The following is a 15,038-nucleotide window of genomic DNA, read 5'->3' as shown; positions in this document are numbered from 1 at the left end:
ACTTTTAAAGTGCGAAGATAAAAGAGATGAGGGCTGTTCAATTTTAGAGCGTGGATCTAAAAAAATAGGCCGGCAAAATCAACAATTGGTATGCTATAAATAGGCCATTACGGCTTTTATATCCATTCGATACCCAGGGGTTATCGGCCATTGTTGGTTTTAAGCTTTTGAGAGGCTATTCTGGTGGGCAGTATTTGTTCTTGATAAGCAGTGATACTGCAGGCTGACCCAGCTGATCCTTGATCTGCAGCCGTTTTGTTGTAGTTAATGACTCTTTTTGCCTCATAATTTAATAGTTGGATTATCAATAAGAGTCTCGAGGGGAAGTAAGACGCAAGCATCTATAAATATAAAAGAGGCAAGCCCCACTATCTTCCACTGAACACAGGTACGGCAAAGAACCCAGACGCAGTTTCCAATAGGGGAGCTTGCCCCTCCTTGTTGTAAAGATACAAAAAGCATGGGGGGTCGCAAACCCTACGTCTCACGTCTTTTGAAATTTGCCGTTTCGTGCCCGAGACTAAATCAGCGAACTGATTATAATACAAATATAACAATACTAAATATAATCGCAAATAAAATTGCGATATAAATTCAAAACATTAACTAACAGAAATATAAAATGAAGTTCGAAAAGTTTTTGAAAACTTTAAACAAAGAGTTTGAAGCGATTTTATCGGATAAAAATCCTTTAGAGTCTTTCCAACTAAATAGTGATTTATCAGTAGTAAAAGGCCGAAACTTTTATAATGCTGTAAAACTACTATCGAACGACTTTGACAAAGACTGTGAAAATGCATTATCCGAAATCGCCAACACAGCCCATAAAAAATATCTTGCAAAACAAAAAGGCAAAGTAAAAAACAATAAGAAGTTGAATACCTACCAAAAATTTATTACTCAATTTGTATCGTCACAAGCAGAAGTTTCAGAAAAAGCAGGCATTGAAAATACAAGATTCACGAAAGTACTAAATCAAACTGCAGATGATTTTTATGCTCATGAAGTTTTTTCGATTGCGAAATCTCAAAATATGAAACTGATAGATGCATTTGAACAGCTATACGAATAACTATATAAGAATCCTATACTATCTCTGAACAACGAAAGAAGCGACACGATTAATACTGCAAACTCTTCGACTACTTCTACCGCGACGGCGAGCGACCAATAATTGGGATAACATAAAGTAGCATCCAAAACAGCAAAAATAAAGATCAAAAATCTTTTATAATTTTTTCAATTTCAAAAAATTATTTCTATATTAGATCAGCCGGTTGAAATATACCAACATTTAGCGAAGCGCCTTAATTTATTATGGCGCTTTATTATTAACGATAAGATTTTTCATAATTTAGATTTATAAAGTTTCTCCTCTTTTATCAGCGACGAAAGGGGAGTTTTTTGAGCATATAGCATCTTTAAAATGAAAAGCCACTCCCTTTCGGAAATGGCTTAAAATAAATATCTATAAACTTTGAAAGTATTTGATTACAGTTTTTCGATTTCTTCGATAGAAAGACCGGTACCTTTAGCAATATCAGCAATAGGTAAACCCATTTTCTTAAACTCCAATGCAATGGCAATAGCTTCTTCCCGCTTTCCTTTTTCAATGCCAGTCTTAAGACCTTTTTCAATGCCTTTTTGAATTCCCTTTTTTTCAGCTTTATCTAATAAATATTCTTGAGTGCCCATAGTATCGCTCCTTCCTATTTTTGTTTCTATTTCTTTTTCAAATATACCCAAAACTTCCTCATTATCAAAACTTACGTAGTAAGTTAGGAAATCATATAACCCTTGTCGCGTATCCTTATCCATCTCCCGGTTTATCATTTCATCATAAAGATCGTGTTTAATCGCTTTCAGGCCTTCGTCGCTTATTTTCTTGTTCTTGATAGCCAAAAGAGCAGTAAGAACAATTACAGAAAATGGATTCTTATTTGATCGCAATACCGACTCTTGCTGATCCATGATCTTGTAACTGTTAAAATCATAGCGCAATGACGTGCCCATAAATTCTTGCCTATATACCTCCGGCCGATAGCTTACATTTTCATCGGCCAGAATAGCTATAGCCGTAATAGGAACTTTATAACGATCCCATATTCTATAAAAATAACGAAACATGCGCTCGGCCAAATCACCATTTCCTTTGCTGCTTTGTATCTCCACATGGCAGAGCACAAACTGTTCGCTCCCATCATTTAAATAGACTTTGACGAGCTTATCGACATAACGAACTCCCTTACCGTTACTTTCCGGAGGGAATAATTGCTCAAACTCTTTGTCAAGATAATCAAAGGGTCTATTCAAATCAAAAACAGCATCTGCATCCGGAAAAATAAATCGTAGAAAATGCGAAAATGTTTGCTCCAAAATAGATTTCCACAAGGGATCATCTATTCGCTTTCTTCTTGGACTCATAATTATTTATCAACTGGTTAACAGTACAAAGATAGGAATTATCAATACAAAATACTAATATAATTAGCATTAGTTTAACTGTTTTCTATAACATGAACCGCTAGGTGTAATCATTCATAATATAGTTAGTATTTAAAATTGGTTTCCCTTTATAATCGGTAAAAGAGGATTATTGTTGATCTTTAAAATGAAAAGCCACTCCCTTACGGAAATGGCTCAAAATAAATATCTATTAACTTTAAAAGTATTTGATTACAGTTTTTCGATTTCTTCGATCGAAAGCCCGGTTCCTTTAGCAATATCAACAATAGGTAAACCCATTTTCTTAAACTCAGTGAAATGGCAATAGCTTCTTCCCGCTTTCCTTTTTCAATGCCAGTTCCAACTATGTATATTCTAATCCAATTCTGCGTATTTCTCCCCCTATATTTTATAAAAAATGTTAAATCATCATAATATTTACTTACCGAAAACAAAACTACAACAAATTTGTTGTAGTTTTACTTACATATAATATCTAACTTAATTTATGAATGTTATTTTTGATGAAGAGACAGGTTTGATTGTGCCTGGGGAGCATAAGTTAACTATCGAAAAATTTGAGGAAATATTTGTATATAATGATCAGAGGAGTCAAATATTTGAGGGCTTTCAACGTTTATTAGAAGTATTTAAAAAAATAGCATGTAGTCATTTATACGCAGATGGGAGTTTTGTCACCCAAAAACCGCATCCAAGTGATATAGATGTTTGTTGGCATATGGATGAGAATAACAAGGACAAGCAGCTATTTGCACTATTAAACATTTGCCCACAACTTCTTTTTTTAAATGAAAAAGCAAATAGAGAATTTATTCAACAACAATTTTGTGCAGATGTATTTCCTGCAAATACAATTGAAGGTCAGAGTGGATTAATGTTTAAGGATTTCTTCCAAAAAGATAAAAATACTGGTATACAAAAAGGCATTATAATCATAGATATATTATGATAAAGAACGCACAACAAGAGAATTTAACAAAAGAAAGAATTGCCGAACTCAAGCAGCATCGGGACACTATCAGCCAAAACCAAGAGATGAGTGAAATTGAAAAATTATATTCTTTAAACTCTTTCGATGGGATGATTGCGACACTTCAGGAAGAACTTGATGAATATGAATCATTAAAAAAAGGGAATTTGCACATTATCGAGGCTAAATCTCTTGAGGAGCTACCAAGACTCATTATAAAGGCACGGATAGCACAGCACATGTCTCAGACAGACTTGGCAAAAAAAATCGGTATACAGGCTCAACAAATTCAACGCTATGAAGCGAACGATTATCAAAACATCTCTCTATATAGATTGATAGAACTTGCTAAAGCTGTTGGCGTTTGTATTAGTCTTGAGAATACAGTTATTATCGGATCTGGACCGAGATTTGAAATTCCAAGTAGTATTTCTGAGGATGAAATTCTGAAAGCAGAAAGAATTTCCAAGGAGAGATGTTCATTAATTATATAACATGAAAACAATAACATTTTATTCATACAAAGGAGGTGTAGGTCGATCACTAGCTTTAAGTAATATTGCTATCAAATTGTCACAGCTAAAAAAGAAGGTTTTTGTTGTCGACTTTGATCTCGAAGCTCCTGGACTGCAGTTTAAATTTGATGAAGATTATAACTTAGAACCCAATATAGCTAAACAAGGGCTTGTCGATTATATATATAGTTTTGCCAATGAAAACATATTGCCCGAAAAATTAGCGAATTACACTTGTAAGCTTACTGCTAAAAACATTAATGATAATGATATTGATTTTTTATCAGCAGGTAATTTCGAAAATGATGATTATTGGCGAAAACTTGCAACAACAAAATGGTCTCAATTATTCTATTCGCAGAATTCTTATGGTATTCGTTTTTTCTTAGATCTTAAAGCTAAAATCGAAAAGGAATTCAACCCAGATTATCTATTAATAGATTCTAGAACAGGTATCACGGATATTTCTGGCATCACCTTAAAAATATTTGCTGATGAGATTGTCGTATTAGCAGTTAATAATACGGAAAACCTTTTCGGTACCAAAAAAATAATAAGGAGTCTCTCATCTCCGAAAAATGAACTGCTAAATCGCAGTCCGAAAATTCACTTCGTACTTACGCGGCTTCCTTTTCCCAAAGAAGCAGAGGAAAAAGCTCTCGAGTATAGCATTCTAAAAAAATGGGAAAAGGAATTGAATGAAATGAATAACGCTAGTTTACCGGAACTATCTGTCATTCACACTGACAAACAAATCAATACCAAAGAAATCGTAAAGATTGGAACAAGTGGGAAGCCTAATACGATTACATACGATTACCTGAAACTTTTTGAAAAGCTAACCGAGGACAACCTATCTTTCGAAACAGATAAGTTCGAAACAATTAAGCAAGCGGAGAAGCTTTTTAATGACGCCTTAGTAGAAAAAGATTCATTACGTAAACTTGAACTACTAGACAAAGCTATAACCCTAGATCCATCAAGATATGAATATTTTGCACAGCGCGGTAGTTTATATTATTTATCTCAGGACATAAGTAAAGCAATCCAAGATTTTAAAAAAGCACTGGAGATAAAACCCAATGATCCCTTTACTCTTTTGTATTTAGGAAATTTGTATTATAATGCGAGAGATTATGAAACAGCCATCCAATACTTAAATAAAATAAATTTAGATATCGAATGGAAATATTTATTAAAAGGTTTAAGCTATAATAATTTAGGCAAACATGAATTAGCTGAACAAAATTTCTCAGAGGGTCTTGTTGCTTTTCCCGAAAGTATAGATTTATTAAATGCAAGAGCAGATATCTACCGTAGACGCAAGAACTACAGTGATGCACTTACAGACATATATAAAGCTATAGAACTTGATCCCGACAATGGTGTATTATTTGCTACATTGGCCGAAATATCTCTAGATAATGGTAAGAAAGAAGATTTTTACCTAAATCTTAATGTGGCCTTATCTAAGAATGTAAGAGCAAAGCAACTTAATGGGGCTAAATCAGTTTATGAAAAGGTCAAAACGGAGGAAAAATTTCTTGATTTGCTGGAAAAATATCAATTAAGTCTCGAAGATATTTTAGAATAAAGGGTCGCACATTAACGATAAGATTTTTCATAATTTAGATTTATAAAGTTCTCCTCTTTTATCAGCGACGAAAGGGGAGTTTTTTTGAGCACATAGCATCCTTAAAATGAAAAAGCCACTTCCTTTCGGAAATGGCTTAAAATAAATATCTATAAACTTTAAAAGTATTTGATTACAGCTTTTCGATCTCTTCGATAGAAAGACCGGTTCCTTTAGCAATATCAGCAATAGGTAAACCCATTTTCTTAAACTCCAGTGCAATGGCAATAGCTTCTTCCCGCTTTCCTTTTTCAATGCCAGTCTTAAGACCTTTTTCAATGCCTTTTTGAATTCCCTTTTTTTCAGCTTTATCTAATAAATATTCTTGAGTGCCCATAGTATCGCTCCTTCCTATTTTTGTTTCTATTTCTTTTTCAAACTTAGATAAATTGCCTACAAAAAGCAATTTATCGATCTCTCCTCTGCCATCGAGAACTAATCTATTGAGGAAATATACCCAAAACTTCCTCATTATCAAAACTTACGTAGTAAGTTAGGAACCGTAATGAGCTATGCTCATTACAGCATCATTTCCTATTAAAAAAAATTAAATCAATGATAATCATATAACCCTTGTCGCGTATCCTTATCCATCTCCCGGTTTATCATTTCATCATAAAGATCGTGCTTAATCGCTTTCAGGCCTTCATCGCTTTCCAAAAAATTATTCTTAAATTGGATTTGCCGGTTAAAAGTATCTAGCATTTAGCCAATCCTCCTGACTCAATCAGGAGGATTTATTTTTTTATCCTCCAAGGAGCTTCATGTTTCCAATTCTGGGGAAATTCAACATCTAGCGAAACGCCTTAATTTATCAGGATACAACGACGATACAAAAGAGACGCTAATCAAGCAAAATTATTCCAGAATTTATTTTAATTATTTTGTTAATAATACTAATATTATTACGTTTGTACTAACGGTACTCGTACTGCTTCCCATTAGAACAGCATGCGAGTCTTTTTATTTTATAGCCAATTATATTTTAATGCCTGAAAAAATTCCATTGAAAATACAAGATCAGTTAAGTCTGCTCCAACAGCGTAACATGGCGTTTCAAGACATCACCGTGGCACCTCATTTTCTAGCGAATATCAGTTATTATAAATTGAAGCGTATTGGTGGGAAAAGCAAATTGATTTTGTGAATCATAATTTCAAACAGGGTTCTGTATTCGAGGATGTTATTGATTTATATAATTTTGATCGACATTTTCGATTAATTATTTTCAATGCCATAGAAAAGATTGAGATTGCACTAAGAACTAAACGCTAATCATAATGCCCAAATTAAGTATTCTTTGGTCTCAAAAAGGAAGCTGGTATTAAAAAGAATACTGGTTAACAAAATAAATAATCAAGCATATAATAACTATCAGTTATTATAACTATCTTTAAAATTATTCTTAGATTATAAATTACCGTACTTGCTCATCCAGATTCGGATCCGGAGTGTCCTATCGACGATACCTGGTTCGTGGTTACTATGCACACGATTTATGTCAAACCAAAAAAGGTGGTGGCTAAACAAGGCTGTGAGCAAATTGAGGTATTTATTTCCAATTTAAAACGCGCAGTTCCTAAACATATGAAAAAGAAGCTTGAAAAGAAAAATAGTATTAATAAAAAGAAACAAGAGCAGTTTAAAAAAGAAAGTGAATTTGTCTTATTTGTCGCTACAACAACCAATTATTTCTTCCGGCCACGGACAATCTATCAGATGGCTGCGGACTTTTCGAATGAATATAGTTTCGAAATTACAGCTGAACGGATTAACTCCATTTTAAGAAAGATCGTTGTGAACGGCATTTTAAAGGCACACAAAGTTCCCTATCGTTACGGATTTGGTTATAAGCATATATTATTTAGCACTGTCGTATATTATCATCCCGATCTCGATTGGAATGAACATCCTGAACAAATAGCGGGCTATAATTGGATGCCTACCTATATTTTCTAGCGATTTGACTGCAGTTTTTAAGATCAGCGTCAGAGGTATTGCTGTTTGAGCTGTACAGCGTCAAAGCTATTTTTTATAAATTAACGATAAATTATTTTTTTCATGAAAAACATACGGAAGACAATTAGATTACTTCGGATACAGAAAGGCTGGGAACAAGTAAAATTTGCCAAAAAATTGAACTTATCTAATCCCGCTGTTTCAAAGATCGAAACAGGCTTTACCACGATTACGCTCTCCCGTTTACACCAGATTGCAAGCGTATTTAATTTGACAACTGCACAGTTATTAGCTCAACATAACACAGGTAACGCAAACGAAAGAGATGAGTGTGCTGAAATTTTAAACAAAATACGACAACGTGAGGAAGAAATCAAGCAAATTCAGACGAAGATTATACAACTCTATGAGGAACTATACAAAAAAGATACTGTTTAAATAAAAGTAGCACTAAGCTTTTTTCTTACTATCGTGGAAAGTTTCAATAATCTCCTATACTCTGATTTTTAATGTATATTTGAAAAATATTTAGGTATATTTTGTACATGCACAAAGGTTGGAGACTTCGTTTCCAACCTTTATTTTTATATTTTTATTGCTGCCTAAAATAAAACCTAATTCTTACTGAACGACATTAGCCGATTTTAACTGGGACTTGGTATACGACCTAGCGCGTAATTTCATTATATTAGCATTCTAAACTGATATTATAAATCTTCATGAGGAATCGGCTAAAGGATATTTTTTTTCAATTGTTACGTATAGGCCTTTGGGGAAAAGGTCAACTCGTGTTGACAAAACCCATGACAGCCGATGATTGGGACACCATCCGAGCGTATGCCGCCAACCATACTGTTGATGGGATTATTTATGATAATTTCCCTTTATTAGAAGAAAATCAGCTTCCACCGCTAGCGCTACGATTGAAGTGGGCAGCCCGCATAGACCAGATTGAACGCCGTAATGAGAAAATGAATCAAGTGATTGCGGAACAGTTTGTTCTTTTCAGTAAAATTGGCCTCAGACCTATTTTGTTAAAAGGACAGGGTATTGCCGCCAGCTATCGCGTCCCCAACCATCGCAGCTGTGGAGATATTGACTGGTACTTCGATAACAATGGATATGCCGAAGCTCGAAAATATCTAAAAGAGAATGCAGTAAAATTCCGTGACACTGCGGGTTTTAGTCTCGACTATGAATGGGGCAATATCTATACCGAGCATCATAAAAAGCTTTTTGACATCAGGAGTCCATTTAAACTCAGCTATCTGCGTGTGCTTAAAGATCAATATAAATCTCAAGAGCAAATGCTCAGAATAGGCAATGAATCTATCCGTTTGCTAGCACCAGAGTTACAGCTACTCCAGATAAATGGTCATATACTAAAACACATGATTTCTTTTGGTATAGGTTTACGTCAAATCTGCGATTCAGCTCGGTTATATCATACCACCCACACTACTATTGATAAGGAAGATTTACAGAAAATGTATACCAAAAGCGGCATTATCAATTGGATACATCTATTACACAAAATTTTAGTAGAGTATGTAGGTTTGCCGATTGATGAAATTCCTTTTCCCTACCCCGAAAATATAGATGCAGATTGGATGATGAATGAAATTTGGTATTCGGGCAATTTTGGATTTCATGATGAGCGGTTTGAGGAAGGAAAAATCATCAGCGCCATATCTTCACTACCGGATGGACCAAAGCGTCTGTGGAAAAATTTTAACCGATATTTTAGATTCGCACCGCAAGAGGTGTTTTTCTTCACACTTGTCCATTCCTACTCCAGGTTTATCGGCAAAGACAGCGATTAAAATAAAAAGACTTTCCTTTTGGAAAGTCTTTTTATAATTGTGCTATAATTTCTGTTCGGCAGGAGACTCAGTGCTATCGTTTTTTTGAATCTGAGTCTGCGTCTGATTTCCTTCCAGTTCTTCTGCTTTTACGCCTTTAGGATTACTCCATAATTTCTTCTTATACGCATCCAATTTCTCCTCGACTTTTTTACCGTCAAGTTGCTGCCCTCCATTTTCTGTTTCTTTCAAACTCTGAAGCATCCCGGGCGAAGATTCCCTGACGATGGTACTTGCAAATTTATTCTGAACAAAAAAATCATCCATACTCATATCATACAATCCTTTGTCCGGATCTGACACGTCGACCTGCACTAAAGCATAGCGCAACTGCGGGAAGTACAGCCAGAAAGCGGGAGTAGCGCCAACCGATTCAGCAAGTTCAGCCGATGTTGTAATGTTCATTAAAGGTGCCACACCGATAATGCGGGTCTCTAATCTACTACGCTGTTTGTCGAAAAAGATATCCTCTTTAACACGAAATTTAGTCACCCGTGCAGGATCAAATTCATTCAGTGCCATTTTAGAGTCAATTTGGTTTCCTTCACCATCAAAAATCGGTACAAGCACACTATCTGCAAACCGCGCCATACCCTCTTGCGCACTTAATCGTCCTTTAAAAGAATCATCGTCTGGACTATATAGCGATAGCTTACCTTTTTCAATCGCTTTCATAATCACCTCTATTAAAGAATTACCCGGCACAGCTAATATAGCGTTCTTTTCATCTTTTAAGTCGATATCACGCCAAACCCGTTTATAAAAACGAATATTCTTCTTATTTACCTCCGGATACGCAAACGGTACAGCATCTTCCATATTGTTTGCCTGATAAAATCCATCAGTTGTCGGTATAGTATCTTGGATGATTTCCTGCGAAATATTTGCCTGGAGTGTATCAGGAATTACATTTTCTTGCGCTGTAACAGTTCCAATGCCTAAGCCCATCAAAACTGTTGTCAATATTTTTATATTCATCACGTTTAATTTATAGAGTGATCAAAGAATTAATACTTTCTCGTTTTACTTTGTACGGTAGGCATTTCGAATGCCGACATCACACAACGAAATCCGATATAAGAATGTGGCTCATAATCAACTGAATAGTTCCTGGTTTCACTATTTAGCTGCTCACCATTATCTTTCCATGAACCGCCCCTTACCACCTTACGTTTGAGTGCATCACCATCTTTCGGATCTGCATCATACAATAACGCTGGGTTCAGATCATTTACAAATACCACCGCAGAAGGGCTGTACGCATCCAATGTCCATTCCGACACATTACCGGCCATATTATAAACGCCAAAAGCATTTGGCATATACGATTTAACAGGCAATGTGAAAGTTGCGCCATCACGGGAATACGTTCCCTCGCCCTGTTTAAAGTTTACTGCCAATTTCTTTTTACCCTCTGTTCCATCAATCGTCATCCGGGAACCTGCAATGGTATCCTGAGGATCCAATTTTCCCGAAGCAGCATATTGCCACTGTGCCTCCGTAGGCAGACTAAGGCTCAGCTGATAACCATTTAAATATGAATTTTTTAATACCGTTGCAGCCATTTCATTGGCGCGCCAGTCTGTAAATGCACGTGCCTGTCTCCAGGTTACACCCACAACGGGATAGTAATCAAACGAAGGATGTGTAAAATAATTCGCATCTAAAGAAGCTAACTGTGCGTTCGGAAAGTCTTTTGTCCAGATATCTTCCACAGGCATTACAGCAACGGTATCCGTTACGTAATTCTTTTTCATATTTCCTTTGGATTGCAAATAGGAAAAACGGTATCTGATTACATCAGGGTTGAGTGCCCGTCTATTTCCTCGCATCTCCAACATAGGAGCCAAGCGTTCTTGGATACTGGGGTCATTGCTTTTCCAAAGCGGTGAAACTTTTTTTACTTTGGACCAATTGATACGCTTTTGGCCAACTTCCTCTCCAGCGACATCCAGAAAATAACTATCATCCTGTAGATAATCTGTTACGGCGACCGAATCAGCCACCCAGTTGACAAATTCACGGTACTGTTTATTTGTTACTTCTGTTTCGTCTATAAAGAAAGCACTTACACTAACGTTCTTACCCACATTTCCACTATCCAATGAACCCTTAAAAAGTATAGTACCAGAAGGAATATATACCATACCCGGGGGCGGGGGTAGCTTACCACCTTTAAAAGCATTTACTTTTGGCGCCTTATACATAGCAGAATTTGACTTACACGCAGCGAACCCGATTACTATAGCAAAAGCAAATAGCCCAAACAGCTGACGCTTATAGTTTGCTCTAAATATATTTTTCATACGTTTGTTTTTTCGATTAGCTTAATTACGATTGAATAGCGCATATTTGACTCCCACTGAAACAAAACCATATTGATCCTTATTGCCATTTATAACTCCATCCAAGTTATCATTTGTGGTTAAGGTATGTTGATAGTTTATATTAATTGCCCATTGAGGTCCGTAAAGCGTGCTTCCCACGGGAACATCAACTCCTATGTTCAGCGGAATGATAAAATGAATCCCCGATCGATCCTCTGCAATTTCTCCACCTTTTCCGATAATGCCGTCAATATAACTTGGGTCTAACTGTCGTCTAATTCGGTTTTTAAAAGCGCCAGCGCCAGCGCCAACGTATATATTAGAAAGAATACGCGAAAGTGTATTTGCCTGTAATGTATAATAACTGTAATTGTCCGGATGATTCAAAAATTGTCCTAACCTAATTTTTCCATTCACATTGGCCGCATAATAATTATTTTCAAATTCACTATTATAACCATTTCCGCTCAATTTGCCCTTTTCGCCGTGTAAACCCACAGAAATAAAGGGAGTAACTAAATAATCTGCTTCACCGTAAAATGCGAATTTAGCACCATCGTTAGATAAATCTGTCAATGCAAATGTACCTCCGGCACCTGCCCCAATACTTATTGGTCGTGAAAATTGTGCTGAGACATTGCCTGATGCCATACCAAGCAATCCGATAAACGTACATATCAGTTTGTTTTTCATCTATAAGATATTTTTAAGTGTATATTTAATTTAAATGGTACATGTAATCTTTTTTATGGTCATTGGTAGTACTCCATATTGAACAGTTATTAAGATGCAACATATCCAAAACGCTCGCACCCCGCTATTATTATAAAACAAAACCCCAAGTCGAGGAATCGACTTGGGGTTGAACAACAATAAGGCCAAAATCTATTGAATTATAGATCTATTTTATATTTAAACGGTCTTTTAAATTTTGCCAAACCTTTGCAAGACCCGACTTCTTCGTGCCTTTGTCACCATAACCATAACCGTAACCATAGCCATAGCCATAGCCACGCGCAAAATCCACATCATTTACAACGGAAGCTAGATTTTTCAATTTACCGTCCACATATAGCTCGCGCGGTACTTGAAGCAATCGTTTATCAAGGTAATTGACACGCGATACATATAAGGTTAAGTCAGCGTTATGTGCGATCAACAAGGTATCCGTAACGAGACTTACTGGCGCTGTATCGACCAATACATAGTCGTAATGCAATCGTGCATATTTAATTACATCGTCAAAGTGACCGTTCATTAAAAGCTCAGCAGGATTAGGGGCTATATAACCTGAGTACACCACATCAAAATCATAGTTTCCTGGTTTTTTGATAATGATATTATCCAAATCCATGTCTGGATTGATCAAGAACTGCGTAATACCGACATTCGTATGCTGCAAATGCGAGAGCCCCAGATAATCCAGTACTTTTGGGCTACGAATATCCGCCCCTATCAAGAGTACTTTTTTACCCGACATAGATAAAATCTGTGCGAGATTGGTTGTCACGAAAGACTTACCCTCACCAGAGATTGTAGATGTCACAAATATAACTTTTGAGCTATCCTTTTGTTCCGAACCAAACATAAAGTTCATATTAGTTCGAAGGATACGAAATGCCTCCGCCAACGATGAGCGATCATTAAGATGTACGATAGTGTCCTCCGAAGTAGGGATCTCTCCTAATACTGGTATTTTCACTAAATCTTCTATATCCTTACGTGAATGTATTTTATTATCTAATAAAAACTTGAGATAAAGAATACCGAAAGGGATTAAAAAACCCATAAATAGTGCTCCCACCAGTATTATCATTTTGCGAGGAGCTATTGGCATGCTATTAGTATAAGCAACATCGATTATTTTTAGATTGTCTGGTGTAGCCGCAGCTTTTACTTCACTCTCCTCTCTCTTTTGTAATAGTAGCAAATACAAGGATTCAACAATTTGTTGCTGGCGTGATATTTTCTTAAATCCTTGTTCTTGACTAGGAATCGAACTAATACGATTTTTTATCTCATTCGATTTATTTTCAATACTGCTTAAGGCTAACTGTGTAACTTTTTGATAATTCTGAAGAGCTTGTTTAATACTTTTGTCACTTTCGGAAATACTTTCATTCAATGCAATAACCGCGGGGTTTTGATTAGATGCTGATTTTAACAAGTCATCTCTCTCTAATACCAATTTATTATAAGCAGCAATTGAATTACCGATTGAAGCATCTTGTAAACCAATATTGGAAGGTAATAATTTCCCAACTTCTTGGTTCCTCAAGAAATCGTTCATATGATCTACCAATTTTAATTGAGTTCTAAATTCTAGAACTTTCTTATCATTTTCAGAAGCATTATTTAGAAAAACCCCAGCCTCTGTAGTCATGTCAACCATAGAGTTAGAGGACTTAAATTCAGCCGCTTGCTCATCTGCCCCAGAAAGATCTTTTGAAATTAACAAAAGTCTTTTGTTAATAAAGTCAGAAGTAGCTCGTGTTGTTCGCATTTTGTCCTCGGTAAGATCCGAATTATATGTATCAATAAGAGTATTCAAAACAAGCTCCGCTTTTTTACTCAATGTAGACACCATAGCAAAATTTACAATATAAGATTGAGTTTCAGCTCCTGGCGTTACGCTTATTGCTCCTCTATTAGCATCTACAGCCCAGTTTTTAGGAATAACATTAATTTCATATTCTGCTTCTTTATCAATTATTGAAGATCCATTCTTTTTAAATGATACTACATTCGTACCCAACTTTAAGTCTTTATCAAATGTTGTTGTACTCTTACTACCAGATAAAAGATCAGTTACAACAAGCTGATTGCCATCCTTTGAACTAACCTTAATATTTAACAATGTCGTATCCTGATTTCCTCTCGGAATTAATATAAAAGGCATATCCTTCTCTAAAAATTCTAAAGATCGAATTTTGCCTCTCATGAAATATGAAATATTTAAATTATGTTGGTCAACTACCTTCCTCATTAACCTACGAGATGTGAGAACCTCAATCTGATCAGAAACAAATGAAGACCTCCCACCGCCTAACCCCATTGTATTAGTCAATTCGGCAATTCCTGCAAGCTCTCCAGCAGAACCACTACGTTCATCCTTCAAAAGAATTTTAGCAGTTGTACTATAAGTTCGTTGTGCATACCGTAAATAAACAAGAGCTAGACTTCCTGCTAGGACGACGCAAATTACAAACCACTTCCAATAGTATGCATATTGCTCAAAAATTTGTCTTAGATTTATCTCCCCTTCTTTATTTTCTTTACTTTGAATAGATTGCTGTTCCATGGATC

16 protein-coding genes are annotated in these 15,038 nt (G+C 35.8%); 9 read left to right on the top strand and 7 right to left on the bottom strand.

Features of this window, described 5'->3' with window-relative positions:
* The first annotated feature begins 622 nt into the window (after positions 1-622).
* On the top strand, positions 623-1,072 hold the full coding sequence (locus B2W36_RS07250) for a hypothetical protein (protein WP_145328111.1): 450 nt from the start codon (positions 623-625) through the stop codon (positions 1,070-1,072).
* A 419-nt stretch (positions 1,073-1,491) separates the two neighbouring features.
* On the opposite strand, the gene B2W36_RS07245 is transcribed toward B2W36_RS07250, so the two are convergent.
* Positions 1,492-2,424 carry a hypothetical protein gene (locus B2W36_RS07245; protein WP_293887150.1) on the bottom strand — a complete coding sequence of 311 codons (933 nt, stop codon included), beginning with the start codon at positions 2,422-2,424 and terminating at the stop codon, positions 1,492-1,494.
* Between the two features lie 529 nt (positions 2,425-2,953).
* Here B2W36_RS07245 and B2W36_RS07240 point away from each other — a divergent pair.
* Genes B2W36_RS07240 through B2W36_RS07230 form a run of 3 tightly spaced genes read left to right on the top strand, consistent with a single transcriptional unit; the run spans position 2,954 to position 5,545 of the window.
* A complete protein-coding gene (locus tag B2W36_RS07240; RefSeq protein WP_293887149.1) occupies positions 2,954-3,415 on the top strand; it encodes a DUF6932 family protein in 462 nt (153 codons plus the stop codon).
* The gene (locus B2W36_RS07235) at positions 3,412-3,930 is read left to right on the top strand and encodes a helix-turn-helix transcriptional regulator (protein WP_293887147.1); all 519 of its coding nucleotides are present in this window, start codon (positions 3,412-3,414) and stop codon (positions 3,928-3,930) included. Before B2W36_RS07240 ends, B2W36_RS07235 begins: the two co-directional genes overlap by 4 nt.
* A 1-nt stretch (position 3,931) precedes the next feature.
* On the top strand, positions 3,932-5,545 hold the full coding sequence (locus B2W36_RS07230) for a KGGVGR-motif variant AAA ATPase (RefSeq protein WP_293887145.1): 1,614 nt from the start codon (positions 3,932-3,934) through the stop codon (positions 5,543-5,545).
* 172 nt (positions 5,546-5,717) lie between these two features.
* Here B2W36_RS07230 and B2W36_RS07225 read toward each other — a convergent pair whose 3' ends face one another.
* Together B2W36_RS07225 and B2W36_RS07220 are read right to left on the bottom strand one after the other, a co-directional pair.
* The gene (locus B2W36_RS07225) at positions 5,718-6,056 is read right to left on the bottom strand and encodes a hypothetical protein (protein ID WP_293887143.1); all 339 of its coding nucleotides are present in this window, start codon (positions 6,054-6,056) and stop codon (positions 5,718-5,720) included.
* A gap of 80 nt (positions 6,057-6,136) precedes the next feature.
* Entirely contained in the window at positions 6,137-6,289 is a 153-nt protein-coding gene (locus tag B2W36_RS07220) for a hypothetical protein (RefSeq protein WP_293887141.1), read from the bottom strand.
* Positions 6,290-6,572: 283 nt separating this feature from the next.
* Here B2W36_RS07220 and B2W36_RS07215 point away from each other — a divergent pair, with 283 nt between their 5' ends.
* From B2W36_RS07215 to B2W36_RS07200, 5 genes are all read left to right on the top strand, one after another.
* Positions 6,573-6,731 (top strand): hypothetical protein, encoded by a 159-nt coding sequence (locus tag B2W36_RS07215; protein ID WP_293887139.1) that lies wholly within the window; start codon positions 6,573-6,575, stop codon positions 6,729-6,731.
* On the top strand, positions 6,728-6,859 hold the full coding sequence (locus tag B2W36_RS22625) for an Abi family protein (RefSeq protein WP_414712079.1): 132 nt from the start codon (positions 6,728-6,730) through the stop codon (positions 6,857-6,859). Before B2W36_RS07215 ends, B2W36_RS22625 begins: the two co-directional genes overlap by 4 nt.
* Before the next feature lie 210 nt (positions 6,860-7,069).
* On the top strand, positions 7,070-7,543 hold the full coding sequence (locus B2W36_RS07210) for a hypothetical protein (protein ID WP_293887137.1): 474 nt from the start codon (positions 7,070-7,072) through the stop codon (positions 7,541-7,543).
* A gap of 102 nt (positions 7,544-7,645) precedes the next feature.
* Positions 7,646-7,981 carry a helix-turn-helix domain-containing protein gene (locus B2W36_RS07205; protein ID WP_293887135.1) on the top strand — a complete coding sequence of 112 codons (336 nt, stop codon included), beginning with the start codon at positions 7,646-7,648 and terminating at the stop codon, positions 7,979-7,981.
* A 281-nt stretch (positions 7,982-8,262) separates the two neighbouring features.
* Positions 8,263-9,366: a nucleotidyltransferase family protein gene (locus tag B2W36_RS07200; RefSeq protein ID WP_293887133.1), complete on the top strand. Its 1,104-nt coding sequence runs from the start codon at positions 8,263-8,265 to the stop codon at positions 9,364-9,366.
* A 42-nt stretch (positions 9,367-9,408) separates the two neighbouring features.
* Here B2W36_RS07200 and gldN read toward each other — a convergent pair whose 3' ends face one another.
* The 4 genes from gldN to B2W36_RS07180 all read right to left on the bottom strand — a co-directional run bounded on the left by gldN (position 9,409) and on the right by B2W36_RS07180 (position 15,033).
* Positions 9,409-10,383, bottom strand: coding sequence for a gliding motility protein GldN (gene gldN, locus B2W36_RS07195; RefSeq protein ID WP_293887131.1), 975 nt, complete (start codon positions 10,381-10,383; stop codon positions 9,409-9,411).
* A 29-nt stretch (positions 10,384-10,412) separates the two neighbouring features.
* Positions 10,413-11,711 carry an SUMF1/EgtB/PvdO family nonheme iron enzyme gene (locus B2W36_RS07190; protein ID WP_293887130.1) on the bottom strand — a complete coding sequence of 433 codons (1,299 nt, stop codon included), beginning with the start codon at positions 11,709-11,711 and terminating at the stop codon, positions 10,413-10,415.
* 21 nt (positions 11,712-11,732) lie between these two features.
* Positions 11,733-12,425, bottom strand: coding sequence for a hypothetical protein (locus B2W36_RS07185; RefSeq protein ID WP_293887128.1), 693 nt, complete (start codon positions 12,423-12,425; stop codon positions 11,733-11,735).
* 208 nt (positions 12,426-12,633) lie between these two features.
* Positions 12,634-15,033, bottom strand: coding sequence for a GumC family protein (locus B2W36_RS07180; RefSeq protein ID WP_293887126.1), 2,400 nt, complete (start codon positions 15,031-15,033; stop codon positions 12,634-12,636).
* Positions 15,034-15,038: the final 5 nt, after the last annotated feature.

It is taken from the genome of Sphingobacterium sp. UBA3549, from assembly GCF_002376635.1.
In the GTDB taxonomy this organism is placed as follows: Bacteria; Bacteroidota; Bacteroidia; order Sphingobacteriales; family Sphingobacteriaceae; genus Sphingobacterium.
Note: the sequence above shows the minus strand (reverse complement) of the source record. Positions and strands in the feature narration are given on the sequence as shown.

Excerpts from the sequence above, each read along its gene's own strand:
- B2W36_RS07250 (WP_145328111.1), top strand. The coding sequence starts at position 623 with ATGAAGTTCGAAAAGTTTTTGAAAACTTTAAACAAAGAGTTTGAAGCG.
- B2W36_RS07245 (WP_293887150.1), bottom strand. The coding sequence starts at position 2,424 with ATGAGTCCAAGAAGAAAGCGAATAGATGATCCCTTGTGGAAATCTATT.
- B2W36_RS07240 (WP_293887149.1), top strand. The coding sequence starts at position 2,954 with ATGAATGTTATTTTTGATGAAGAGACAGGTTTGATTGTGCCTGGGGAG.
- B2W36_RS07235 (WP_293887147.1), top strand. The coding sequence starts at position 3,412 with ATGATAAAGAACGCACAACAAGAGAATTTAACAAAAGAAAGAATTGCC.
- B2W36_RS07230 (WP_293887145.1), top strand. The coding sequence starts at position 3,932 with ATGAAAACAATAACATTTTATTCATACAAAGGAGGTGTAGGTCGATCA.
- B2W36_RS07225 (WP_293887143.1), bottom strand. The coding sequence starts at position 6,056 with ATGAGGAAGTTTTGGGTATATTTCCTCAATAGATTAGTTCTCGATGGC.
- B2W36_RS07220 (WP_293887141.1), bottom strand. The coding sequence starts at position 6,289 with ATGCTAGATACTTTTAACCGGCAAATCCAATTTAAGAATAATTTTTTG.
- B2W36_RS07215 (WP_293887139.1), top strand. The coding sequence starts at position 6,573 with ATGCCTGAAAAAATTCCATTGAAAATACAAGATCAGTTAAGTCTGCTC.
- B2W36_RS07210 (WP_293887137.1), top strand. The coding sequence starts at position 7,070 with ATGCACACGATTTATGTCAAACCAAAAAAGGTGGTGGCTAAACAAGGC.
- B2W36_RS07205 (WP_293887135.1), top strand. The coding sequence starts at position 7,646 with ATGAAAAACATACGGAAGACAATTAGATTACTTCGGATACAGAAAGGC.
- B2W36_RS07200 (WP_293887133.1), top strand. The coding sequence starts at position 8,263 with ATGAGGAATCGGCTAAAGGATATTTTTTTTCAATTGTTACGTATAGGC.
- gldN (WP_293887131.1), bottom strand. The coding sequence starts at position 10,383 with ATGAATATAAAAATATTGACAACAGTTTTGATGGGCTTAGGCATTGGA.
- B2W36_RS07190 (WP_293887130.1), bottom strand. The coding sequence starts at position 11,711 with ATGAAAAATATATTTAGAGCAAACTATAAGCGTCAGCTGTTTGGGCTA.
- B2W36_RS07185 (WP_293887128.1), bottom strand. The coding sequence starts at position 12,425 with ATGAAAAACAAACTGATATGTACGTTTATCGGATTGCTTGGTATGGCA.
- B2W36_RS07180 (WP_293887126.1), bottom strand. The coding sequence starts at position 15,033 with ATGGAACAGCAATCTATTCAAAGTAAAGAAAATAAAGAAGGGGAGATA.